Source organism: Methylobacterium sp. CB376 (assembly GCF_029714205.1).
Classification (GTDB): Bacteria; Pseudomonadota; Alphaproteobacteria; order Rhizobiales; family Beijerinckiaceae; genus Methylobacterium.
Genome location: NZ_CP121648.1, coordinates 6,122,857 through 6,146,791, shown reverse-complemented (window position 1 = coordinate 6,146,791; position 23,935 = coordinate 6,122,857). Strand labels below are relative to the sequence as shown.

Annotated in this window: 23 protein-coding genes; 15 read left to right on the top strand and 8 right to left on the bottom strand. The window is 67.3% G+C overall.

Annotation, left to right across the window (positions count from 1 at the left end):
* The first annotated feature begins 7 nt into the window (after positions 1-7).
* The 7 genes from ydiJ to QA634_RS28325 are packed head-to-tail and all read left to right on the top strand — an operon-like array spanning position 8 to position 8,985.
* Positions 8-3,070, top strand: a complete 3,063-nt coding sequence (gene ydiJ / locus QA634_RS28355) for a D-2-hydroxyglutarate dehydrogenase YdiJ (RefSeq protein ID WP_012335298.1) — start codon at positions 8-10, stop codon at positions 3,068-3,070.
* Positions 3,067-3,981: a DUF1932 domain-containing protein gene (locus QA634_RS28350; protein ID WP_012335297.1), complete on the top strand. Its 915-nt coding sequence runs from the start codon at positions 3,067-3,069 to the stop codon at positions 3,979-3,981. The genes ydiJ and QA634_RS28350 overlap by 4 nt, the downstream gene beginning before the upstream one ends.
* Positions 3,982-4,023: 42 nt before the next feature.
* Positions 4,024-4,698 carry an RraA family protein gene (locus QA634_RS28345; RefSeq protein WP_012335296.1) on the top strand — a complete coding sequence of 225 codons (675 nt, stop codon included), beginning with the start codon at positions 4,024-4,026 and terminating at the stop codon, positions 4,696-4,698.
* 59 nt (positions 4,699-4,757) lie between these two features.
* Entirely contained in the window at positions 4,758-6,077 is a 1,320-nt protein-coding gene (locus tag QA634_RS28340; protein ID WP_012335295.1) for an MFS transporter, read from the top strand.
* A 34-nt stretch (positions 6,078-6,111) separates the two neighbouring features.
* Entirely contained in the window at positions 6,112-7,032 is a 921-nt protein-coding gene (locus tag QA634_RS28335) for an SMP-30/gluconolactonase/LRE family protein (protein ID WP_012335294.1), read from the top strand.
* 11 nt (positions 7,033-7,043) lie between these two features.
* Positions 7,044-7,982, top strand: a complete 939-nt coding sequence (locus QA634_RS28330) for an amidohydrolase family protein (protein WP_012335293.1) — start codon at positions 7,044-7,046, stop codon at positions 7,980-7,982.
* Between the two features lie 37 nt (positions 7,983-8,019).
* On the top strand, positions 8,020-8,985 hold the full coding sequence (locus QA634_RS28325; protein ID WP_012335292.1) for an amidohydrolase family protein: 966 nt from the start codon (positions 8,020-8,022) through the stop codon (positions 8,983-8,985).
* 306 nt (positions 8,986-9,291) lie between these two features.
* Here the strand turns inward: QA634_RS28325 and hmpA are convergent, their stop codons facing one another.
* From hmpA to QA634_RS28305, 4 genes are all read right to left on the bottom strand, one after another.
* Positions 9,292-10,503: an NO-inducible flavohemoprotein gene (gene hmpA / locus QA634_RS28320; protein WP_012335291.1), complete on the bottom strand. Its 1,212-nt coding sequence runs from the start codon at positions 10,501-10,503 to the stop codon at positions 9,292-9,294.
* Positions 10,504-11,240: 737 nt separating this feature from the next.
* The gene (locus tag QA634_RS28315) at positions 11,241-11,747 is read right to left on the bottom strand and encodes an IS630 family transposase (RefSeq protein WP_043701682.1); all 507 of its coding nucleotides are present in this window, start codon (positions 11,745-11,747) and stop codon (positions 11,241-11,243) included.
* 47 nt (positions 11,748-11,794) lie between these two features.
* Positions 11,795-12,133, bottom strand: a complete 339-nt coding sequence (locus tag QA634_RS28310; protein WP_083784745.1) for a winged helix-turn-helix domain-containing protein — start codon at positions 12,131-12,133, stop codon at positions 11,795-11,797.
* A 241-nt stretch (positions 12,134-12,374) separates the two neighbouring features.
* Positions 12,375-13,259 (bottom strand): LysR family transcriptional regulator, encoded by an 885-nt coding sequence (locus QA634_RS28305; RefSeq protein WP_012335290.1) that lies wholly within the window; start codon positions 13,257-13,259, stop codon positions 12,375-12,377.
* A 119-nt stretch (positions 13,260-13,378) separates the two neighbouring features.
* Between QA634_RS28305 and QA634_RS28300 the strand changes: the two genes are divergently transcribed.
* From QA634_RS28300 to QA634_RS28290, 3 genes are read left to right on the top strand one after another with little or no spacing between them, the layout of a single operon-like run.
* On the top strand, positions 13,379-14,740 hold the full coding sequence (locus QA634_RS28300; protein WP_012335289.1) for a CitMHS family transporter: 1,362 nt from the start codon (positions 13,379-13,381) through the stop codon (positions 14,738-14,740).
* Positions 14,741-14,756: 16 nt separating this feature from the next.
* The gene (locus tag QA634_RS28295; protein ID WP_012335288.1) at positions 14,757-16,094 is read left to right on the top strand and encodes an acyclic terpene utilization AtuA family protein; all 1,338 of its coding nucleotides are present in this window, start codon (positions 14,757-14,759) and stop codon (positions 16,092-16,094) included.
* Positions 16,095-16,113: 19 nt separating this feature from the next.
* The gene (locus QA634_RS28290; RefSeq protein ID WP_012335287.1) at positions 16,114-16,425 is read left to right on the top strand and encodes an AtuA-related protein; all 312 of its coding nucleotides are present in this window, start codon (positions 16,114-16,116) and stop codon (positions 16,423-16,425) included.
* Positions 16,426-16,556: 131 nt separating this feature from the next.
* On the opposite strand, the gene QA634_RS28285 is transcribed toward QA634_RS28290, so the two are convergent.
* Positions 16,557-18,155, bottom strand: a complete 1,599-nt coding sequence (locus tag QA634_RS28285; protein WP_265576440.1) for a winged helix-turn-helix domain-containing tetratricopeptide repeat protein — start codon at positions 18,153-18,155, stop codon at positions 16,557-16,559.
* A 136-nt stretch (positions 18,156-18,291) separates the two neighbouring features.
* On the opposite strand from QA634_RS28285, the gene QA634_RS28280 reads away from it, so the two are divergent.
* Positions 18,292-18,504: a tautomerase family protein gene (locus tag QA634_RS28280; protein WP_012335285.1), complete on the top strand. Its 213-nt coding sequence runs from the start codon at positions 18,292-18,294 to the stop codon at positions 18,502-18,504.
* 150 nt (positions 18,505-18,654) lie between these two features.
* Positions 18,655-18,966: a hypothetical protein gene (locus tag QA634_RS28275; protein ID WP_012335284.1), complete on the top strand. Its 312-nt coding sequence runs from the start codon at positions 18,655-18,657 to the stop codon at positions 18,964-18,966.
* 592 nt (positions 18,967-19,558) lie between these two features.
* Here QA634_RS28275 and QA634_RS28270 read toward each other — a convergent pair.
* A complete protein-coding gene (locus QA634_RS28270; RefSeq protein WP_012335283.1) occupies positions 19,559-20,620 on the bottom strand; it encodes a dihydrodipicolinate synthase family protein in 1,062 nt (353 codons plus the stop codon).
* A 343-nt stretch (positions 20,621-20,963) separates the two neighbouring features.
* On the opposite strand from QA634_RS28270, the gene QA634_RS28265 reads away from it, so the two are divergent.
* From QA634_RS28265 to QA634_RS28255, 3 genes are all read left to right on the top strand, one after another.
* Entirely contained in the window at positions 20,964-21,392 is a 429-nt protein-coding gene (locus tag QA634_RS28265; protein ID WP_322597463.1) for a dienelactone hydrolase family protein, read from the top strand.
* 293 nt (positions 21,393-21,685) lie between these two features.
* Positions 21,686-22,414 (top strand): type 1 glutamine amidotransferase domain-containing protein, encoded by a 729-nt coding sequence (locus QA634_RS28260; RefSeq protein WP_012335282.1) that lies wholly within the window; start codon positions 21,686-21,688, stop codon positions 22,412-22,414.
* 8 nt (positions 22,415-22,422) lie between these two features.
* Positions 22,423-22,671, top strand: coding sequence for a hypothetical protein (locus QA634_RS28255; protein ID WP_150108740.1), 249 nt, complete (start codon positions 22,423-22,425; stop codon positions 22,669-22,671).
* A gap of 8 nt (positions 22,672-22,679) precedes the next feature.
* Here the strand turns inward: QA634_RS28255 and QA634_RS28250 are convergent, their stop codons facing one another.
* Together QA634_RS28250 and QA634_RS28245 are read right to left on the bottom strand one after the other, a co-directional pair.
* A complete protein-coding gene (locus tag QA634_RS28250; RefSeq protein ID WP_012335281.1) occupies positions 22,680-23,252 on the bottom strand; it encodes a PRC-barrel domain-containing protein in 573 nt (190 codons plus the stop codon).
* 51 nt (positions 23,253-23,303) lie between these two features.
* Complete coding sequence (locus QA634_RS28245) at positions 23,304-23,828, bottom strand: hypothetical protein (RefSeq protein WP_012335280.1); 525 nt, start codon at positions 23,826-23,828, stop codon at positions 23,304-23,306.
* Positions 23,829-23,935 lie beyond the last annotated feature (107 nt).

Genomic DNA, 23,935 nt, shown 5'->3' with positions numbered 1-23,935 from the left:
GCCCGCCATGATCCCGCGCCTCCCGCCCGATCCCGTCGCGCTGCCGCTCTACCCGGCCTTCTGCGCCGAGTTGCGCGCGCGGGGCTTCTCGGGCGACCTGTCGCTCGGTGCCGCCGACCGCACGGTGCTCGCGACCGACAACTCGATCTACCAGCTGACGCCGCAGGCCATCGCCTTCCCGAGCGGCCTCGACGACCTCGTGCGCATCGCGACGCTGCTGGCCGAGGAGCGCTTCTCCGGGATCCGGATCGCGCCGCGCGGCGGCGGCACCGGCACGAACGGGCAATCCCTCACCGACGGGCTCGTGGTCGACCTGTCGCGGCACATGAACCGCATCCTGGCGATTGATCCCGCGCAACGCACCGCGCGGGTCGAGGCGGGCGTCGTCAAGGACCAGCTCAACGCGGCGCTGAAGGCCCACGGGCTGTTCTTCGCGCCCGAACTCTCGACCTCGAACCGCGCCACGATCGGCGGGATGATCTCGACGGACGCCTGCGGCCAGGGCTCCTGCCTCTACGGCAAGACCCGCGACCACGTGCTCGAACTGACGAGCGTGCTCTCCGATGGCACCGTCTGGCACTCGCAGCCCCTCGACGACGACGAACTCATGGCCGTGCAGGCGCGGCCCGACCGGGCGGGCCACATCCACCGCGAGGTGGACCGGCTCCAGCGCGAGAACGCGGCGCTCATCGCCGAGCGGTTTCCGCCGCTCAACCGCTGCCTCACCGGCTACGACCTCGCCCATATCCGGCGACCGGACGGGCGCTTCGACCTCAATGCCCTCCTGTGCGGCGCGGAGGGCACCCTCGGTTTCCTGGCCGAGGCGACGCTCAACGTCCTGCCGCTGCCGAGCCATGCGGCCCTGGTCAATGTCCGCTACGCCAGCTTCGACGCGGCCTTGCGCGATGCGCAGGCCCTCGTCCCGTTCGGGGCCGCCTCGATCGAGACGGTCGACTCCACGGTACTCGCGCTCGCGCAAGGGGATCCGGTCTGGGAGAGCGTCGCCGCCTTCTTCCCCGAGGACGACGGCGAGCGGGCGCGGGGCGTCAACCTCATCGAGTTCGTCGGCGACGGCGAGGATGCGGTCGAGGCGGCGGTCGGCCGCCTGACGGCGGCGCTGGATGCGGGCGGTGCGGCCGGGGGACGGCGCGGCTACACGGTGGCGCGCGGGGAGACGCACGTCTCGCGCATCTGGAACATGCGCAAGAAGGCGGTCGGGCTCCTCGGCAACATGAAGGGGGATCGGCGGCCGATCGCCTTCGTGGAGGACAGCGCGGTCCCGCCGGAGAACCTCGCCGACTACATCGCGGAGTTCCGGACGGCGCTCGACCGGCGCGGCCTCGATTACGGCATGTTCGGCCACGTCGATGCCGGGGTGCTGCACGTGCGGCCCGCCATCGACATGAAGGCACCCGGCGCCGAGGCCCTGATCCGCGAGGTCACCGAGGAGGTCGTCGCGCTGACGCAAGCCTATGGCGGGCTGTTGTGGGGCGAGCACGGCAAGGGCGTGCGCTCCGAGTTCTCGCCGCGGTTCTTCGGCCCGCTCTACCCGGTGCTGCAGGCCGTCAAGGCCGCCTTCGATCCGGGCAATCAGTTCAACCCCGGCAAGATCGCAGTGCCCGCGGGCGAGGCGCTGCTCACGGTCGACGGCGTGCCGACCAAGGGCGGGCACGACCGCGCGATATCGCCGGAGGTGCGGGCGGCCTACGACGGGGCGCTCCACTGCAACGGCAACGGCGCCTGCTTCACCTGGGACCCGGACGAGGCGATGTGCCCGTCCTGGAAGGGCACGCGCGAGCGGCGCCACTCGCCGAAGGGCCGCGCTCAGCTCATGCGAGAATGGCTGCGCCGGCTCGCGGCCGCGGGCAGCGACCCGCTCGCCGAGGCGGCCGCCTTGCGGGCGCGGCCGGCCTGGCGCGCCTTCCCGGCCCGGCTCGCGGCGACGCTACGCCGAGGCGACGATGTCTCCCACGCGGTGCACGAGGCGATGGCGGGCTGCCTCGCCTGCAAGTCCTGCACCGGCCTCTGCCCGATCAAGGTCGACGTCCCGAGCTTCCGGGCGAGGTTCCTCGAACTCTATCACGGCCGCTACCTGCGGCCCCTGCGCCACCACGCGGTCGCCTCCCTGGAGGCGATCGTGCCCTGGCTCGCGAAGGCGCCGCGGCTCGCCAACCTGGCGACGAAGCTTGCCGGCGCGATCGGCCTCGTCCACGCGCCGAAGCTCTCCGGGCTCGATCTGAAGCGGGAGATCGCGCGGCGCGGCGTGGCGCTCGCGGATGCGGACGTCCTGGCGGCGCTGCCGGCGCCCGAGCGCCTCACCAGCGTCGTCGTCGTGCAGGACGCGTTCACGAGCTACTACGACACGCCGGTCCTGCTCGCCCTCCTCGACCTCCTGATCGGCCTCGGCCTCCGGCCCTGGCTCGCGCCCTACCGCCCGAACGGCAAGCCGCTGCACGTCCACGGTTTCCTCGGCCGCTTCGAGCGCCTCGCGGAGAGAAACGCGGCCGATCTCGGCCGCTTGGCCTCGACCGGCGTCGCCCTCGTCGGCCTCGATCCGTCGATGACGCTGACCTACCGGTCGGACTACGCCCAGGCCCTGCCCGGTCGCGACCTGCCGCGTGTCCACCTCGTGCAGGAATGGCTCGCCGCCCGGCTCGACCGCGCCTCGCGGGCACCCGAGGCCGAGACCTACTGGCTCCTGCCGCACTGCACCGAGCGGGCGACGGCGCAACCCGCCGTGGCGGCGTGGTCGCGCGTCTTCGCAGCCTTCGGGCTGACCCTCGAGGTGCTGCCCTCCGGCTGCTGCGGCATGGCCGGGACCTACGGCCACGAGGCCGAGCACCGCGCGCTATCCGAGCGCATCTACGCCCTCAGCTGGGCGGCTCCCGTCGCCGAGAAGGGCCGGTCGGGCCGCCTCGTCGCCGACGGCTATTCCTGCCGGAGCCAAGCCAAGCTCATCGACGGCGTGCGGCTGCCGCACCCCGTCGAGATCCTGCGAGACCACGTCGCCAAGGCCTCCGTCCTGCGCGGCACCGCCCCCATCGCACACGCGACAAGGAGTTCCTCATGACGGACCGCACGCAAGTCAGGCTCGGCCTCGTCGGCTACGGCGAGATCGGCAGCACGCTCGGGGCGGGCCTGCGCGGCGCCGGCCTCGAACAGATCGCCTGCTACGACAAGTACGCCTTCGACGGTCCCTATGCCGACCTGATCCAGGGCCGGGCGCGCGAGGCCGGCGTCACCCTGGTGCGCTCGAACGCGGAGCTTGCCGAAGCGAGCGACCTGATCGTCAGCGTGACGCCGGGCGCGGCCTCGCTCGAGAGCGCGGACGCCTTCGCGCCCGTCCTGACGGGCCGCCATACCTTCCTCGACTTCGCCTCCGCCACGCCGAAGATCAAGCAAGGCGTCGCCGAGCGGCTGGGGCCGAGCGGCGCGCTCCTCGGCGACGGCGCGATCGAGGGCACGCCGCTCCACGGCTATTCCATGCGGATGCTGTCGAGCGGCCCGGCCGGCGAGCGCGTGCGCGACCTCCTCGTGCCCTGGGGCATGCAGATCGCGTTCACCGGGCCGGTGCTCGGGACGGCCTCGGGCATCAAGATCATCCGCTCCGTCCTCATCAAGGGCATCGAGGCCCTGACGGACGAGATGCTGCTCGCCGCCCGCCAGTACGGGATCGACGAGGTCGTGCTCGCCTCCGCCTGCAAGACCCTGGCGCGGCCCTGGATGGACACCGTGCAGAGCCTGACGCCCTCGGGCGTCATCCACGCCAAGCGCCGCGCCGAGGAACTGGAGATGTCGGCCGACGCCGTCGCGGATGCGGGCGTCGAGCCGATCATGGCCCGCGCGGTCGCCCAGCGGCTGCGCTGGAAGGAGAGCCTCGGCCTCAAGGACCACTTCAACGGCGTCGTGCCGGCGACCTACCAGGAGGCCCTCGACGCCATGGCGCTCAAGGCCGGCCTCACGCGGCCCGACCCGGCCTGATCCTCCCGTCTCCCACTTCTTCCGTCATCGAGGACGCAAGCCATGTCCATCGGGTTCAAGATCCATTCCCGCCCCCGCGCGGTCGACGCGGCCACGGTCGAGAAGTTCAAGGCCATCGCCGTCGCCAACATCAGCGACTCCATGAACCGCATGGTGCATGGCGGGCCGCGCCTGCGGCCGCTCCACGCCGCAGGCGTCCTCGCCGGTGCCGCGCTCACGGTCAGGACGCGGCCTGGCGACAACCTGATGGTGCACGCGGCCCTGAACCGCGCCGCCCCGGGCGACGTGCTCGTCATCGATGCGGGGGGCGACCTGACGAACGCGCTCATGGGCGAACTGATGCTCTCCCATGCCCAAGAGATCGGGGTCGCGGGCGTGATCCTCAACGGCGCCGTGCGCGATTCCGGCTGGATCCGCGCGAACGCCCTGCCGGTATTCGCCGCCGGCATCACCCATCGCGGCCCCTACAAGAACGGCCCTGGCGAGGTGAATTGCACCATCGCCCTCGACGGCATGGTGATCGAGCCCGGCGACCTGATCGTCGGCGACGACGACGGCGTCGTCTGCGTGCCCTTCGACCGCACGGAAGAGGTCTTCGCCGCGGCCGACGCCAAGCAGCGGGGCGAGGCCAAGACCATGGCGGCGATCAGGGCCGGCACCGTGGACCGCTCCTGGGTCGAGCGCGCCCTGCGGGACGCCGGCTGCGAAGGCCTCTGACCCGCCCGAAGGCCGCGAGACGGCGGCCTGCATCGAAGACCACCCTGGGAGGACAGGACGTGAGCGCCACAGAACACCCGTCGCAGTCCATCGAACGCACGACCATGCGCCGGGTGATCCTGCGCCTCGTGCCGTTCCTGATGCTCTGCTACTTCTTCGCCCTGCTCGACAGGGTGAATGTCGGCTTCGCGGCGCTGCAGATGAACAAGGACCTGGGGCTGACGCCCTCGATGTTCGGGTTCGCCGCGAGCCTGTTCTTCGTCTCCTACTTCCTGGTCGAGGTGCCGAGCAACCTCACGCTGCAGCGCGTCGGCGCGCGGCGCTGGATCGCCCGGATCATGATTACCTGGGGCCTCGTCACGATGGGCATGGCCCTCGTCACCGGCCCGACCTCCCTCTACGCGATGCGGTTCGTGCTCGGCGCGGCCGAGGCGGGCTTCTTCCCGGGCGCGATCCTGTACCTGACCACCTGGCTGCCGAACGAGTACCGGGCGCGGATCCTCGCCACCTTCACGGTCTCGATCCCGCTCGCGACCTTCCTGGGCTCGCCGCTCTCGGTCTCGCTCCTCGAACTCGACGGCGCGCTGGGGCTCAAGGGCTGGCAGTGGCTGTTCGTGCTGGAGGGGCTGCCGACCGTAATCCTCGGGATCGCCTGCCTGTTCGTGCTCGTCGACAAGCCCCGGGAGGCCGGCTGGCTGAGCGAGACGCAGCGCGACTGGCTCGTCGGGCGCCTCGCCGAGGAGGCCGCGCGCAAGAAGCCCGTGGGGCACCTCTCCCTCTGGCAGCTCGCCCGCAACAAGTACTTCGTGACCATGGCGCTCGTCTGCGCCGGGGCGTCGGCCACCGGCAGCGTGCTGTCGGTGTGGCAGCCGCAGATCATCAAGTCCTTCGGGCTGACCAACCTGCAGACCGGCTTCGTCAACTCGATCCCCTACGGCATCGCCACGGTGCTGATGATCCTGTGGGGCCGCCGCTCGGACCGCAGCGGCGAGCGCACGTGGCACACGGCGATCCCGCTCCTGCTCGCGGCCTTCGGCCTGACCTACCTCAACCTGTCGGGCGGCATCGCCACGACGATCCTGGCAGTGTCCTGCGCGCTCGTCGGCGCCTACGCCTTCAAGGGGCCGTTCTGGGCGCTGTCGGCCGGCTGGCTCTCGGCCGGGACGCTCGCGGCGGGCCTCGCCGGCATCAACGCGATCGCGAACCTCATCGGCGGCGGCCTGATGGTCAACGTCGTCGGCCTCGTGAAGGACGCGACGGGGAGCTTCACCCTCGGCATGCTCCCGGTCGCGGCGCTCGATGCGGCGGCCGCCCTCAGCGTCGTGATGATCAGCCGCGCGCATGCCCGCGACGCGCGCACGGCCGCCGCCGCGGCCTGACGGCTCCGTTTCGCCCCCCTGTCGAGGATCCTCTATGTCGTTCTTCGCGCCCCCGCCGGCCGTCACGGCCGAGATCTTCACGCGCCTGCCGGATCGCTTCCGCAACCCGCGCCCCACCGCCTGGGCGAACGCCAACCGCGGCGGGCACGCCATCGATTCCTTCCTGGAGGGGCCGGTCTTCGACCGCGCCGGCCGGCTCTACGTCACCGACATCCCCCACGGCCGCATCTTCCGCATAGACCCGGCCGGCGAGTGGGAGCTGATCGCCGAGTACGACGGCTGGCCGAACGGGCTGAAGATCCATCGCGACGGGCGCATCTTCATCACCTGCTACAAGCGCGGGATCATGTTGCTCGATCCCGACAGCGGGTCGGTGACGCCGTTCCTGGAGACGGCCGGCTCGGAAGGGTTCAAGGGCGTCAACGACCTCAGCTTCGCGGGGAACGGCGACCTCTACTTCACCGACCAGGGCCAGACCGGGCTGCAGGATCCGACCGGCCGGGTCTACCGCCTGCGCCCGTCCGGCGAACTGACCTGCCTCATCGACACCGTGCCGAGCCCGAACGGCATCGTGATCGACACCGCCATGCAGAACCTCTTCGTCGCGGTGACGCGGGCGCAGCAGATCTGGCGCATCCCGCTCAACGCCAGCGGCCTCGTCGCGAAGGTCGGCGTGTTCTCGCAGCTCCATGGCGGGCTCGGCGGCCCGGACGGCATCGCGCTCGATGCGGAGGGCTGCCTCCTCGTCGCCCATACGGGCTTCGGCTCGGTCTGGCGCCTCTCGCCCGTCGCCGAGCCGATCCTGCGCGTGCGCTCGCCGGCCGGGATCTCGACGACCAACATCGCCTACGGCGGGCAGGACGGTGCGACCCTGTTCATCACCGAATCCCAGACCGGAAGCATCCTGACGGCGCGCATGCCCGCGCCCGGTCAGGCCCTGTTCTCGCACGCCTGAGCGGACGCTCCATGACCCACACGATGACACGGCGCGGGCACCTCGCGCTCCTGGCGGCCGGGGCGGCTTCCATCGCCGGCCCTCGGCCCGTCTCGGCTCACGCCGTACGCTGGTCCGCCGGAACGGAGAGGCCGAGGCTTACCGTGCCACCGGGCGCGACCGACTGCCACCACCACATCTACGACGCGCGCTTTCCCGCGGCGCCCGCCGCGACCCTGCGCCCGCCGGACGCCAGCGTCGAGGATTACCGGCAACTCCAGCGCCGCCTCGGGCTCACCCGCAACGTCGTGGTGCAGCCCTCGACCTACGGCACCGACAACCGGCTGCTCGTCGAAGCGGTCAAGGCCTTCGGGTCGACCGCCCGCGGCATCGTGATGCTCGACGCGAGCGTCACAGCGGACGAACTGAAGCGCCTGCACGAGGCCGGGATCCGGGGTGTGCGGTTCGGGACGCGCCTACCGGGCGGCGCGCCGATCGAGGACCTGGAGCCGGTCGCCCGCAGGATCGCGGATCTCGGCTGGCACATCCAGCTCGTCTCCGAGGGCGAGAAGATCATCGGCTTGAGGGACGTGCTGGAGCGCCTGCCCGTACCAGTGGTGTTCGACCACATGGGGCACCTGCCGGAGCCGGAAGGACCTGACCACCCGGCCTTCGGGGTGATGGCGCGCCTGATCGAGACCCGGGGCGCCTACGTGAAGCTGACCGGCGCCTACATCCTCTCGAAGTCCGGCCCGCCCGCTTACGCCGATCGTGGCCGCCTCGCCCGCGCCTACGTCGCGCTCGCGCCCGAGCGGCTGATCTGGGGCTCCGACTGGCCGCACCCGACCTCGCCGGCCGAGGGCAAGCCCGACGACGCCGTCCTCCTCGACCTCCTGGCGGAGTGGGCGCCCGATCCGGCCGTGCAGGCCAAGATCCTCGTCTCGAACCCGGCCCGGCTCTACGGCTTCTGAGCCCGGCCCGATCCCATCGTCTTCGGGAGGACATGCTGTGACCACCTTCGACCTGTCGCGGCGCGACATCCTCAAGGCGGCTGGCCTCGGCGCAGCCGCGGCCGCGGGGCTGCCGGGCGGCCCCGCCCTCGCGCAAAACGCAGTGCCGTTCTCCGCCGGCACGGAGCAGCCGAAGACCGAGGTGCCGGCGCAGGCCTGCGACTCGCACATCCACATCTTCTCGACGCGCTTTCCCGCCTCGCCGCACTGGAAAGGCCAGCCGGTGTCCGACAGCGACGTCGCGGCCTACCGCCTGTTCCAGAAGCGGATCGGGACCAGCCGCACCGTTGTCGTGACCCCGTCGACCTACGGCATCGACAACCGTGCCACCCTTGATGGCGTGGCGCAGCTCGGCGCCTCCGCCCGCGCCGTCGTGGTCGTCGACCTCGACGTGACTGAGGCCGAGCTGAGGGACATGGCCGCCCGGGGCACGGTCGGCATCCGGGTCAACTTCGTGACCCCGCAATCCTGGGGCGTCACGACGGCGGAGCGACTGGAAGCGATGGCCCGGAAGGTCCAGCCCTTCGGCTGGCACGTCCAGGTCTACATGACCGGCGATCAGATCGCCGACCACGCCGAGGTGCTGGCGCGCCTGCCGACCCCGCTCGTCATCGACCACCTCGCCCGCCTCCTGCCCGGGCAGGGGCTCAACCACCGCGCCGTGCCGGTCGTCAGGAACCTCCTCGACGGCGGGCGGACCTGGATGAAGCTGTCGGGCGCCTACCTCAACACCACGAGCGGCCCGCCGACCTACGCGGACGCGACCGACGTCGCCAAGCTCTTCGCGAAGGCGGCGCCGGAGCGTATGGTCTGGGGCAGCGACTGGCCGCACCGCGGCGAGAAGCACATGCCGGACGATGCCGGCCTGTTCGATCTCCTGGCCGAGTGGGCTCCGAGCGAGGCCGCGCGACGGCGCATCCTCATCGACAACCCGGCCGCACTTTACGGCTTTGGCACATCCTGAGCAGCGAGCCCTTGGCCAAGCGTGGGCGGGGCCTGAATCCCTGCGCCGCTGCATGATCGGTGTCGGGCCGAGTGTCGAGGGATGACCGCTGGTTCCGGCTATGGGATCTCGTCTCAGGCCCTGCGACGTCCGCGCTTGAGACGCGCAGGAGGCTGATCTCGAAGGTCCGCTGTCGAGCGTCGAGCAGCCGTTCCGTTTGCAGTTATCGAACGTCCGCAACGGGCGCATGCTTTCGGTTCAATCGGTCATCATCAACGGAGCGGATTGCCTGCTCGCCGGCTATCCTCGCGAGGCTGGCCGCTGTGCTCAGGCGGCCAGCAACTCGTCGGCGGGACCGAAGAACTCGTAATGGATGCGGTCCGACCGGACGCCAGCTAGAGCGAGACCGCTTACGAAGGCTCTCAGGAACGGGCGTGGCCCGCACAGGTAGAAGTCCGCCTCGCCAAGCGGTGTGTTCGCCTGAAGCCAGTCCACGCTGATCAGGCCCGCATGATCATAGTCCTGCCCCTGGCGGTCCTCCGCCCGTGGTTCGACGTAGAAGGTTGTGGCCGTGATGTTCCCGTGTGCCTGTGTCAGGGATGCCACGTGCTCCTTCATCGCGTGCGTCGAACCGTTCAAGGTGCCGTGCACGTACTGGACCTGAACGTTCGGGTGTTGACTGGCGATGGTCTCCAGCATGCTCATCATGGGCGTCAGTCCGACACCGCCGCTCAACAGGACGACCGGCCGCGGCGACTCCTCGTTGAGGAAGAACTCGCCCGCCGGCGGCGCCACTCTCAGGATCTGTCCTTCCTGTGCCTGGTCGTGCAGCCAATTGGACGCGATCCCGTTCGGCTCACGTTTGACCGAGATCCGATAGGCCTCCTCGCTTGGCGCACTGGAGATGCTGTAGTTGCGCTTCAGCGGGTGCTGGCCCGGGATGTCGATCCAGAATGTCAGGTACTGCCCTGGCTGGTGGCGCAGGACGCGTCCGCCGTCCTCTGGGCGCAGAATGAAGGAGGTGATGATCTCGCTCTCGCGCCTCCTGCTGTCGATCTTGAAGTTGCGCCACCCCCGCCATCCGCCGGGAGCTGCGGCCAAGCTGGTGTAGATCGCGGTCTCACGCCCGATCAGAACGTGGGCAAGGAACCAGTAGGCCTCGCCCCACGCGGCGAGGATCTCGTCGGTTGCGGCCCCGCCCAGCACGTCCTTGATGGCTCCGAGGAGCGCCTCGGCGACGTGCGGGTAATGGTCGGGCAGGATGGTGAGCCCGACATGCTTCTGCGCGATGCGCTCGACTGCCGGAGCAAGGGCGCCGAGGTTGTCGATGTTTTGAGCGTAGGCGAGCACCGCCTGGGCCAGCGCCTTGGGCTGCGACCCGGTCTCACCATGATGCGACTGGTTGAAGAGATCGCGGATGTCGGGGTTTTGGAACATGCGCTCGTACATGCGCCGCGTGATAGCGAGGCCGTGCTGCTGGAGGGCGGGAACTGTCGCCTTGACGAGGTGGATGGTCGCGTCGCTCAGAGAGTCGGTCATGAGCTGATCTTCCTGGTGAATTGCTGGATATGACACTATTGAGGCGTGACGAATCAGGACAATCAATGCCCGCTTTCCATTGATGAAACCCGCAGGATGTTATTAAGCATGAGGATCCTGAGTTCGCCTGCTGTTTCATATTCCTTGAGCTGCCAAATTCATGACTCAGCGAGTGTGCAGGTGTTAGCACACAGCATCTTTCGACAGCAGAGGGCATTCGCCCCATTCAGCACGGACGCGTTCGATAGCCGTTGTTACTAGGCCGGCCAGCGATCATGGCCCGCGCTGCCGCCAGCTGCCTGTGAGAAGCGCTGAAAAACATTCGCATGACACTGGATCCTATTACATCGGTCCGTGCAAGTATAGGCCGTGCGATCGGCGCAGCCTTGATTTAGCGCAAGAGCCGAGCTGGTGCATAGCCCATTGCCGTCAACATGTCGGATCGTGACCCGTTCCGGACATTTGCGGCGCGTGCAAGAAGCGTCCGATTTCGAAGAGTTTCCCGACACGGTTCCCTGCCACCAGCCAGCCCGCAGGGCTTTCATGTCAAGCGCGTGAGAGGACGCAGCTACCGTGGCCGTGAGGAGTCAGTCTTTTATGGCATGCGGAACAGCAGCCCTGCGGAGGCGGTGTCTCGCGTGGAGCTAGATGAAGGTCCATGGGCCGCTGAGGCGGCAGCCCGTCCTCGACGCCGCGCCACACTCGGTGCCTTACCGCTAAGCCTTATACCGTCGCGCTTAAGCACTGACGCGTGCGATGTATGGGAAGTTGGCCAGGGAGCGGATGTGGCCTGGCTCTGCGGCGAGTGCGTTCCAGGCGGTGCAGCATGCGTCGAGGATCGCCTCGTAATCGTGGAACACTCGTGCAGAGAGGAAGCGCTCGCGCAGGTACAGCCAGATCCGCTCGACCGGATTGAGTTCGGGGCTGTAGGCGGGCAGCCGCACCAGCGTCACGGTGTCGGGCACGCGCAGATCCTTGGCGATGTGCCAGCCCGCCCCGTCCAGTACCACGACGGCATGCGTGTCCGGCTCGCGCGTGGCCGCAAACTGCGCCAGGAACAGGTTCATCGCCTCGGTCGAGACGCGCGGCAGCACCAGGCCGAAGGCCGAGCCGGTTTCCGGCTCGACGGCGGCAAAGATGTAGGCGGACTGGAAACGGCCGTCGCAGCGTCCCGACGGGCGCTGACCCCGCATCCACCAGCGACGGCCGCTGCGCCCCTTCTGCCCGACCCGCGCCTCGTCCATGAAAAAGAGGCGGATCTGCTGGCCGGGATGCGCCTCGGCGGCGCTCGTCAGAGCCGCGCGGAGCCCCTTTTTGCGAAGGCGGCGGCAGCTCTGGCGTCGCGCTGCGGATGAACGGGGCGCGTCTTCTGCTTCGACAAGCCCAGCCGGCGCACCAGGCGCGACATCGACTGGGGCAGCATGGTCTTGCCGAAGCGGGCTTCGATGAAGCGGCACAGGTCCGGCAGGGTCCAACTGGCGGGCTCGCCGCGGTCGGGATCGGGGCCCCGCAGGATATGGTGGACCAGCACCGCTTGCTCGCCCTCGCTCAGGCGCTCCGGCCGGCGGCCGGGCGGGCGGTCGACCAAGCCGGCGAGCCCCTCGGCGTTGAAGCGCTGACGGCATCGCAGAGCGCCTGTCGCTCGATCCCGGCCGCCCGTGCTGCCTCGGCCCGGCTCATGCCATCGAGCGCGTTGGCCACGGCTAGGAGGCGCAGAGCGGTACGCCGACGCGGCTCCCGCTTGGCCTGCCGTCGCAGTTCGGCGGCTGTGGCGATGTCGGTCCGGATCTCGACGGCACCCGTCACAGGCTCCTCCCCGCTTCAGGCAAGCAGCGAATCACGTCTGCTGATCCGTGAAAACCCTCTACGAGTCAAAATATAAGCGCGACGGTTTTACAGAATGTCTCGACAGCCGCGGGCAGGGTACGGCCAGCTTTCTTGATCAGACAGACCGCGCGTTCGAACCGTGGATCGGCGATCGGCCTTGAGCGGAGCGTGGCCTCGGCCCGGATCTCACGGGCGGAGCCTGGTAGGATTGTTAGGCCGAGGCCGGCCCGAACCATGCCTACCGCCGTCATCATGTAGGTCGCCTCACAGGCCACCACGGGAAGCCGGCCCGCCTCGATGAAGGCCCTATCGACCACTGCCCGCACACTGGTAGCGGGGTCCATCAACACCAAGGGATACTCGGCGAGTACTTCAGTCGTGACATTCGGTATCGTGCCGATCGGGTGGTCATGCGGATAGACGACATGCAGGACATCGCTCGTCCGATAAAGCGTACTGACCTCTGGATCGCGGATCTCGCCGCCGATGATGCCCAGATCAACCTCCTCGCTTCGCACGAGGTCTAACACCCGCTGCGCGATCACGTCCTTGATCTGAAACGTCACGCGGGGATGGTCGGCCCGGAACAGCGCAATCGCTTCGGCCAACGAACTCGCAGCGAAGGAGGGCAGCGTCGCAACACGCACGACCCCGTAGCGTTGGGCTGCGAGGTCGCGGGTGTCGATCACCACGCTGTCGAGTTCGCGCAGCACCCGCTGGAACACCGGCAGCAACTCGCGGCCGAGCCGTGTCGGCGCCACGGTGCGGCTGGTACGGTCAAGCAGCCGTGCATCGAGCGCCTCTTCCAGACGGCGGATCTGAACCGTGAGGGCGGGCTGCGATAGGTTCAGGAGGGTGGCCGCGCGGGTGAAACTGCCCGTCTGGACGACGGATACGAAGGCTCGGAGCTGCCGTAGATTCAGATCCATAGTTTGAGTTTATCGCAGCGATCCAATCTTTTCAATTGCGTTATGTAGTGTTTGGCGGCTTCCTCACAAAAGTAGCGGCGCCGAGTCAAAGCGTGCCGCAAATCCTATGGGAGGAACGGATGCTGGCCCTGCTTGGCCTGTGCACGATCGCGCTGCTACTCGCCGTCATTCTCACCAAACGGATGTCGCCCCTCGTCGCGCTAATCGTCATCCCAGTCGCGGCCGCCCTGATCGGTGGCTTCGGGCTCGACACCGGCAAGTTCGTGCTCTCCGGCATCCAGAATCTCGCGGGCGTGGTCGGCATGTTCGTGTTCGCGATCCTGTTCTTCGGGATCGTCAGCGACGCCGGGATGCTCGACCCGATCATCGACCGCATCCTCGCCACCGTCGGCACGCGCCCGACCCGGATCGTGCCCGGCACGACGCTGCTCGCGCTGCTCATCCACCTCGACGGCTCGGGGGCGGTGACCTTCCTGATCACCATCCCGGCGATGCTGCCGCTCTACGACCGCGTCGGCATCGACCGGCGCATCCTCGCCTGCGCGGCCTCGCTGGCGGCGGGCGTGAACTTCCTGCCCTGGACCGGGCCGATGATCCGCGCCTCCGCGGCCCTGAAACTACCGATCCCGGAGATCTTCACACCGCTCGTCGCCGTGCAGGCGGTCGGTCTCGTGTTCATCTTCGCGGTCTCGTATTGGCTCGGCCTGCGCGAGGAGCGCCGCCTAGGTCTTGCGGGTGGCGCCTTGGCACTTGACCAACCGGTTCCCTCCACACTTGGCGCCGCGGCGACCGCCGCGCCCGACGCGGTCGGCGGGCCTGCGCGGACCCTGAGCGATGCCGAGCGGGCGCTGCGCCGTCCGGGCCGGTTCTGGGCAAACATCGTCCTGACCGCGATCGTCCTCGGAACGATGGTGTTCATGGCCGAGAAGGTGCCCCCGGCGCTGATGTTCATGCTCGGCACGGCCCTGGCGCTCGTGATCAACTACCCGAACGTCGATGCTCAGCGGCAGCGGATCGACGCCCACGCGAAGGCTGCGATCCTGATGGCCTCGATCCTCCTGGCGGCCGGTGTGTTCACCGGCGTCATGCAGGGCACTGGCATGCTCAAGGCGATGGCCCAGACGGCCGTGACCTTCGTGCCGCCGGAGATGGGTAGACACATTCCCTTTGCCCTCGGCCTCATCTCGATGCCGCTCTCGATGCTGTTCGACCCCGACTCGTTCTATTTCGGCGTTCTGCCCGTCGTGGCCGAGGTCGCCCACCAACTCGGCGTACCGCCGGTGCAGGTCGCTCAGGGCGCGCTACTCGGTCAGATGACGACCGGCTTCCCTGTCAGCCCGCTCACCCCCGCGACCTTCCTCGTCTGCGGCCTCACCGGCATCGATCTGGCCGACCACCAGAAGTTCACCTTCCCGTTCCTGCTCGCCGCCTCGGTGGTGATGACCTTCGCCTGCGTCCTGCTCGGCGTGTTCCCTCTCTGAAAGCGGAGACCGAACAATGAAAACCATCCACCTAGGCTCCGGCGCCGGCTACGCCGGCGACCGCATCGAGCCCGCGCTCGAACTCGCCGAGAAGGGCAACATCGACTACCTGGTGTTCGAGTGCTTGGCCGAGCGCACCATTGCGCTGGCGCAGCAGGCGAAGATGCGGAACCCGGACGGCGGCTACGATCCGCTGCTAGAGGCCCGCATGCGGGCAGTGCTGGCGCCGTGCCGGGAGCGCCGGATCCGCATCGTCACCAACATGGGCGCGGCAAACCCCGTCGCCGCCGCGAAGAAAACCCAGGCCATCGCCCGAGAGCTCGGCCTGAACGGGCTGAAGGTCGCCGCGGTCACGGGCGACGATCTGCTCGATGCGGTGCGCGCCGGCAATTTCACGCTCGAGGAAAGCGGCGAGCGAGTGGCAAACCTCGGCAACCGCGTCATCTCGGCCAACGCCTACCTCGGCGCGGTCCCCATCATCAACGGGCTGGCGGACGGCGCCGACGTGGTGATCACCGGCCGCGTTGGCGATCCAGCCCTGTTCCTCGCACCGCTCGTGCACGAGTTCGGCTGGGCGATGGACGACTGGGAACGCTTAGGGCGCGGCACCCTGGTCGGCCATCTCCTCGAATGCGCCGGACAGATCACCGGCGGCTACTTCGCTGATCCCGGTCAGAAGGACGTGCCTGGCCTAGCACGCCTCGGATTTCCGATCGGCATCGTCGGCGAGGACGGGACGGTGGAGATCACCAAGGTCGCGGGCTCGGGCGGGCAGATTACCCTCGCTACCTGCAAGGAGCAGATGCTCTACGAGGTGCATGATCCGGCCCGCTATCTCCAGCCAGACGTGGTCGGCGACTTCACCGGGGTCGAGATGGAGCAGGTAGGTCCCGACAGGGTGCGGGTGACCGGCGCGACAGGCGCGCCCGCTACCGGCTTGCTCAAGGTCTCCGTCGGCTACGTGGACTCCTACGTCGGCGAGGGGCAGATCTCCTACGCTGGGCCCGGCGCGCTGGCCCGCGGTCGGCTCGCCCGCGAAGTGGTGCGCGAACGGCTCGCGCTCACCGGTGTCCAGACGACCGAGTTGCGCTGCGACTTGATCGGCGTCGATGCCCTGCACGGAGACGCGCTCTCGGGCGGGCGCGAGCCTTACGAGGTCCGCCTGCGCGTCATAGGGCGGACCGAGAGCATGGCCGAGGCGGTGCGGATCGGCAACGAGGTCGAGACGCTCTACACCAATGGTCCTGCCGGCGGCGGCGGCGCCTGGAAGGCAGCCCGCGAGGTCGTGGCGGTACAGTCGGTGCTCGTGCCGGCCGAGCTCGCCCGCCCGGCCGTCCAGTTCGTTGAAGCCTGAAAAGCCGAGAGGTCAGACGATGAAACTGCGTGCGCTCGCCCACTCCCGCACGGGAGACAAGGGCAACACCTCGAACATCTCGGTCATCGCCTACGACCCGGCGGACTACGCCCGCCTCGAAGAGCACGTCACGCCCGAGCGCGTGAAGGAGCATTTTCGCGAGATCGTTACGGGCGAGGTCGTCCGCTACGCGCTTCCGAAGATTGGGGCGCTGAATTTCGTGTTGAAGGGGGCACTCGGCGGCGGCGTGACCCGTTCGCTGGCACTGGACGCACACGGCAAGGGTCTCAGCTCGGCGCTGCTCGACCTGGAAATTCCGGACCAGATCTGAACCGGTCGTGCCCGAGCCTTGCGCAGCGGAATAAGCTGCTCGGCGACGCTTGACCCGCTGAGTACGAGCAGATCGTCACCGACACACATCGAATGAGATATGACCCGTCGCGCATCAATGATCGGGAACATTCAACGGATATCGTTATCGTCCAGAGCCTTCGCCATGCGAAGACGGAGCGGTCCGTGTCGGAATGGAAACGAAGTGAAGAAATGCGCCTGAGAGATGTCGCCGCGGCGCCGCCGTACGTCAGCGCTCCAGACCGCCGCACGATCACGATCCTGGTTCAACGTATGGGCAATGACGGCGATGAGCGAGATCATCACGTGCGCGCCGGGTGACTGCGCCGCTCGATCGGCCCAGACGGCAGCTTGCCTGACATCGCCCTGGATCAGGCACGTCAGCGCCCGGGTCGCCAGCATAGCATAGAAGAAGGGATCAAGCGGGCTGAGAGACATCGCGATCTCGACGTTCTCCATGCCATTCAGATCCCGTTCGGAGATCGCATCGGCCCAGGCTCGCGCATAGAAACCCTGAGCGAAACTGGGACTGAGCACCGTCGACCGATCCAGCCAGGGAAAGCTCCGGTCGACGTCCCCCGTCAGCCAGAAGGACCGGCCCATCGTGAAGTTGGCGAACGGATCGAGCGGATCAAGGTCCACGCTGCGCTCCGCGAAGGCTCGCGCAGCCCTGGTATCGCCGGCCGGGTCGCCGGAATAGCGAAGAAACGCGCTCTGGAAATGTGTCGAGGACAGCCCGGCATTGGCTCGAGCGAAACCGGGGTCGAGGGCGAGAGCGCGCTCAAACAGGGCCGCCGCGGCGGCATTGTCCTCACGGGTAAATCGGTGGAGATGCCGCAGGCCCAGGTGATAAGCGGACCAGGCATTCAGGCAACTCGGTGCCGCAAGGCTCGCGAGAGCCGCTTCGTGGAGCGGAATCTGGAGTTCGAGGGCCGAGATGATGTTCGCCGCGATCCGAGCCCGCATCTCGTGAATGCCGTCGATCGGACCGGCAGTGCGGTCTGCCCAGAGCACCTCTCCGGTCCGCGTATCGGTGAGTTCGGCCGTGATCAGGACGCGGCTCGCCGCGGTCTCGACGACGCCGCTGAGGCAGTAGCTGGCGTTGAGCAAGTGTCCGATGCGGCAGGCGTCCGGATGTTCCGACCGGAACCGGAACGAGGAGCCGCGCGCAATGACGAACAGCCATCGCAACCGGGAGAGAGCGACGATGAGGTCATGAGCGAGAGCCTCGCCGAGGGCCGGATGAAGATCCGAGGCGGCAACGAGCTGGAATGGAAGAATGGCGATGGATGGCCTCGAATGCCCTGCCGGCCCTGGTCGCGTCTCGGCGGGGTCCAGGGCGCGCGCCGGCGGCAGCGATCGGTGTCCCTCTGTCGTCACGTCCGCGACGAAGCGAAAGCCCTGGCCGTGCAGGGTGCGAATGAGCCGCTGTTCCTTGCCGTCGTCGCCCAGTGCGCGTCGCGCCGACTTGACCCGGCTTGAGAGGGCGGAATCCGACACGATCCGGCCGCCCCACACCTTCGCGATGATCTCCTCCTTGGGCACCATACGGTCCCGGTTCTCCACCAGGAGCAGGAGCAGCCCGAAGACCTGCCGCTCGACAGGCACAATCAGCCCGTGACGGCGCAGCTCGACCCGGTCCGCATCGAGTTCGAACTCGTCGAACAGGTAGGGCATTGCCGGTCCTTCGTGGACGAGCGGATGCAGCATGCCGGTTCTACCACATCTCCACGATCTCTCCCCAATCCCTCCAGGTCTCCTCCCAGCGTCGCTACGGGCACCTGGATTAGAACATGCGGCCAGCACGCCCTGCGACGGTGCAGGACGGAGGCAGAGGAGAAGGATCATGCCGCTCGTCGACATTCAGCTCATCGAAGGCGTGTTCACGGAAGAGCAGAAGGCGGGGATGATCGAGAAGGTCACCGACGCCATGGTCGAGATCGAAGGCGAGGCCATGCGTGGCGTGACCTGGGTGCGGGTCCAGGAGTTCCGGAGTGGAGCCTGGGGCATAGGCGGCAAGGGCCTCACCACCCAGGCCGTCAAGGCTCTGAGATCGTAATCGACTAAGGTCCGGATCCATTCGGTCCGGCGGTCTGAGGGCACCTCGCCGCCGGTCCGTCGGCTGGCACGCGCGTGCGGGCACGACACTCCGTCGTATCGAGGCGGCCTTCAGGCACCTTCGCAGCTAACGCTCCTCGCTGTTCTCGCCATGAATGCGCTGACGAACCGCTCCTCGGAGCGTGCCGCGATCGACGGCTATGCCGAAGAGAGCCGCCGACTTCTGGACATGGCGCGGCAACGCCTGTCGCGGTGCGAGCGTGGCGAGGTGCGCGAAGGCGCGGCGCTGACGATTGCGGAGATCGTGGAGGCGATGACGCGCATCGACGCCCTGATCCAGGCCCGCCGTGCGCGCCTGATCCAGGCTGAGGTTCCGGCCTCGACTGTCAGTCCGGGTCGGGAGCGCCGCCGCTGGTGGCCGATCATGGCTCTCGGTCGAGCATGGCGGGTGCTGCCGAGCTGAGATCAGCACCGGGCCGCTGGTCGCGAGTTTGATCTCAGTCCGCTCACACCTCAGGCCGGCTTCGGGGGCTGAGGATCAGCCTGTCCTCGCGGAGCGCAGCCAGAGCATTTTCCGGCGAAGCGGACGCCGGTTCGCCGCGGAAAATGCCGCAAAACCAGAGGCCTAGAGCAAGAGCCGATTGCAACGCGATCGGTTCTTGCTCTCGCTGCGCCCAAGGCGAAATCATGACCCATAGCGGCCCCTCGCGGCGGATGTCGGGAATGACCGGTTGCGTGGGTTTTCCGGGCGTTTGATGTCCGGACGCGCTTCTCTCATCTCCGCCGGCACGCCGTCCTCCCGCATCAGGCGAGTCAGCGGGCGCGGCTACCCTGGCCGTGAAGAATCGGTCTCATTGTTTACATGCCAGCCGACGAGTAGAGCGCAAAAGAGTGTGGCTCGCCTGGCTCTAGAGCATTTTCCGACGAAGTGGATGCCGGTTCGTCGCAGAAAATGCGGCAAGATCAAAGACCTAGAGCAGCACCCGATTGCAACGTGATCGGGTGCTGCTCTAGATGAAAGCGGGTGGCCTACTTTCAACGCGGATCTACTCAGCTCAGCTCTCCAGGTAACCTCGTACGGGCAGGAGCCCATGACGGGAAAGGGATTCCATAACTGTCCTCAAAACCGAGTGAGGAAGATGCCCCCCCGCATAGAGCCTCGGCGGCGATGCTTGGAGCGCGTCGCGGCCATAGGCCATGATATGAGCAATGGCCTTATTCGCGTTCGTGAATGCATTGCCCTGCCGCACTTCGATAACGGCCCTAAAAGCGTCGGCAACCGCCGCCGATATGGACGCCGAGCACTGCTCAGCTTCTGTGAAGCGGCCTTGCTGGAGATGCTCGAGCACCGTCGCGAGCTGGGCCGGGAAGGCGTTGGCAGTGCTGAGCAGGAAGCCATCGTACACGCCGCCGTGCGCTTTGCTCCATTGAGCATAGTCGCCTTCGGCGCCCCGCAGGAGCGTCACCCCAGCGGGCATCCGGCCTGACAGCGCAACCTCATCGGTGCCGCTGCTGTCCTTGAACAGCAGCAGGTTCGGGAAGCGCTCCGCCAGCCCAGCGACCAGTGCCGGCGTCATGGTGTTCCCGGTCACTTGCGGCAGCTGGTAAAGAGCGATTGGCAGACCACGCTCAAACACAGGCGCGAGTGCCGCGCCGATCGCGTCTTGCGAGAGGGGCGGGTCGGAGGTCGGCGGTGCGACTGTGAGCCCGCGGACGTGACTTGCCGCCAAGGCGTCGGCGACCGAATCTGTCCCGGCACGCCGGCAAAGATAATCCAGAACTTTGTCGATCAGAGCAAGCATGGCATCCGTCGTTGGGCGCAGAACACCAACAAGGAGATCCAGGCCATGTTGAGCAGCGAAGGGAAGCACAACTTCCAGTGCCGCGAGCGCCTCCGCATCATTCATTTCCCACGCATCACCGGTTGAGCCAGGTACGAGATAGCCCTTCACGTGAGGTGTCATAAAAGCCAAATGCGCGAGTTGGCGGTCGCGATCGATGCGTCCCGCTTCATCGTAGAACACGAGTGTCGGCGACCAGAGCATCGGAACGCCAGCTGGGAAGAGCAGACCCGTGAGCGTCGTGCGGTCGGTCGGGAGGTCATGAACTACAGGCATGGTTGCCGCTCCTCGCTCACCACCGCTTGAGCCGCGGGGCCAACCTGCGCCCCCGAAGCAGCTCACTCCCCCTGTCAACTGACCAGAGGATCAGAGCCCATCGTCGTCAGAGGCGATAACGCGCCGAACGAGGCGAAGCTCCTCCAGGATTTGCTCGCGCGAGGAGCCCTGGGCGGCCTCGGTCGAAGGTCCGGACGTGGCGCGCAGGCGAATATTCCGAATGCGTATGGGTTGACGATGCCCATTGAACGGCACCGCTCCGGTGGCCGATGGCACATCATATGGGTAGAGGGAGTGTTGAGCTTCACGAGCGGCGCTACGCACATCGAGGTAGAATGGTTCGCTGCTCAATCGGGACACGTTAAGAGGGGAGGAGATAGCCAGAAACGCACCCGCTGTTCTGCTCCTGCACGGCGCAGACGGCCTGACTTTCGCAGATGGATCTCGTTTGGCCGCACGCACCATCGCGGCTTCCGGCTCTCACGTCGCCTTCGTCTACTACCTCGATCGCACGGGCGATCGGCGGGTCGCCTCCGCACGAATGCGGCAGAACTTCTCCCTCTGGGCGGCCACCGTGCGGGACGCTGTGGACTGGCTGGTGAAGCAACCCGGTGTGGACGCGAACCGTCTCGGCATCGTGGGCATCTCGCTGGGTGCAGCTCTCGCCTTCGAGACGGCCGCGGCCGATGGGCGCGCGAAGGCCATCGTCGACTGCTTCGGGCCCTGCCGAAACAGCTCGCCGCGCACCGGCCGCGGCTCCCGCCCAGGTTGATTCTGCACGGAGTCATGGATCCAATCGTACCGGTGTCGCGGGCTTACGCGATCGAACGCCTGCTCAAGGAGCAGGGGACGTCTTACGAGACCAAGGTCAATCCAGGCCAGGGGCGTGGCCTCACGGTGCGGCCCAGGTTGATGTGGCCGCTCGGGTGGCGAGCTTCCTGGACCGGTGACTTCGCTCGAACTGAGCTGCCATGCTCGTTCGCCGTGGCTTGATCTTCGAGGAGAGCGGTGCGAACAGGCAGGGCCGGTTGGGGTTGAAATGGCAGCACGATCGGGAGATCAGCCATGCTAGGCAACAAGGTGCTGGTCGTCGCCACCTCGCATGCGGAGCTCGGCTCAAGCGGCCATCGCACCGGCGTGTGGCTGGAGGAGCTCGCCACCCCCTACTACGTCCTGCAGGACGGTGGTGCCGACATCACGCTGGTGTCGATCCGTGGCGGCGAGATCCCCTTCGACCCCCGCAGCGTACCGGCCGAGGCCGGCCGGGGACCCGGTGACAAACCCGCCGACCAGCAGGAGGTACCGGCGTCGGTCCGGCGCTTCCTCGCGGATGAGCGAGCCCGAGCGGTAGCGAAGAACTCTCCGGCTCTGACGAGCGTGGATCCGCAGGCGTTCGATGCCGTGTTCCTACCGGGTGGACACGGACCGATGTGGGATGCGGCCAACGATGACACGCTCGCGCGGATCATCGGCTCCATGATCGATGCCGGCAAATTCGTTGCGGCGGTCTGCCATGGCCCTGCGGGCCTCGTGCGCGCTAAGCGTCGAGACGGGCACCCCATCGTCGAGGGCCGTAGAGTGAGCGCCTTCACCAACACGGAAGAGGAGGCAGTCGGATTGACCAAGGTTGTTCCTTTTCTGCTGGAGGACCGGCTGAAGGAGCTCGGCGGCAAGTTCGAGCGTGGTCCGGACTGGCAGCCCTATGCGGTGCGGGACGGCAACCTGATCACGGGCCAGAACCCGCAATCCTCGGATCTCGTCGGCCGCCACGTGCTCCAAGCTCTGTCGCTCTGAGCCAAGTCGTGTCGGCCCAGTTCAAGATCTCCCTGAGGCATGTTCAAGATTATCAATTCCTCGTCGAGTTCGACGAGTCGCTGCCTTCTCTCCTGACCGACGAACCTGATCCGATCGGGGCGGGAGCAGGACCATGCCCCGAGCAGATGCCGGCGACCTCTGTGGCCAAACGCCTTGGCGGCAGCTTGGTCTTTGCGCTCGGGCCGTGCCGGCAGAAAGACTGGGATGAGGGCCAGTTCTTAGCCTCAAGCAAATGATTGCGCCATCAACCGGCCCGTTGAGCGACACTGTTCCAGTACTTTCTTAGCTGCTCTTCTCGCTCGGGGCCCGGCCAGACTCGGTCTTCACTGTAGAAGGCCGGCGCGCCTTCGACCTGATTTTCCGTGATGTCCGTATGGTAGCCCTCAAGTTCTTTATCATAGGTCAATATTCCCCACGGGATCGTGAGATGATGGACGCCCAGACCCATAAATCCCCCGAACGTCACATCCACATAGAGGACGCGCCCGCTCACCTTCTCGATCAACAGCCGCTGGATTGTGCCAATCTGATGATTATCCCGGTTGAACACAGCCGTCCCTTCGACGCGATCACTCTCGATAATGGGCTTCAACGAACCGGATTGATCGACGGGACCCCACAGGTAATAGCCACTCTCTAAGATGCCGCCGGCCACCACCGCTCGGCTCACGTCTTGGGTCCACGCCTCATCAGGGCCTAGCTGCAGGAGGCGGGTCCACGGACCATGTTGGGCGGGCAGTCTCTCGCCTGTGGGATCGTAGGTGTACCCGCGCAAGTCGGGGGAGCTTGCAGCTTGGAAGACGTAATACGTTCTCATGAACGCCTCCCTTTGTTCCTGTCGCCAGTGGTGCGGCATCCCTACACAAGGTCAGACGACTTCAGCTTCGATCCCGAGCCATTCCTTGATCTTGCCCATCATGGTCCGGTCTGGCGTTGCCGGTTCAGGAATGCGTTTGGCCTGATCCAGCCTTTCGCTCACCTCGTCCCCGCTCGGAAGGATGGCCTGACGGCCAATGGCCAGGGCCCCTTCGAGCACCGTCAGCCCTTCCTCGAAGCTCAACGGCGCCCTGTACGTGCGCGCATTGATGTAGTTCTGGCGCAAGCGTTCCACCTCGGGTGTGTCCGCGCAGGCTAGGCGGGTGACGAACGGCAGCAACCGTTGGCGTTGCACGTCGTCCGCTTCGTCATTGAGCAGCATCGCGAGGCGGCAGATGGGCCGCGAGAAGCACCGCGGCATCATATCGACCCGCCACACCGACTGGTACGGAAACCCGGCCGCGACGATGGCGGCTTCGTTGATGCAGGTGCCGCCGTCCGGTCCTGGAAACTGGTGGGACCCGGCCTTGAGCCTCCAATTCAGGATGTAATCGAACCGCGTCATGGCTACCTCCATGCCGCCCCCTCAGCAATCTTGGGCGCCGCGGCGCGCCGTCAATGCGGGATCAACCAGCCCGGAGCCTGGTTGGCCTGCTTCTACGGTCGGTGACCCCTGGCTGGTGA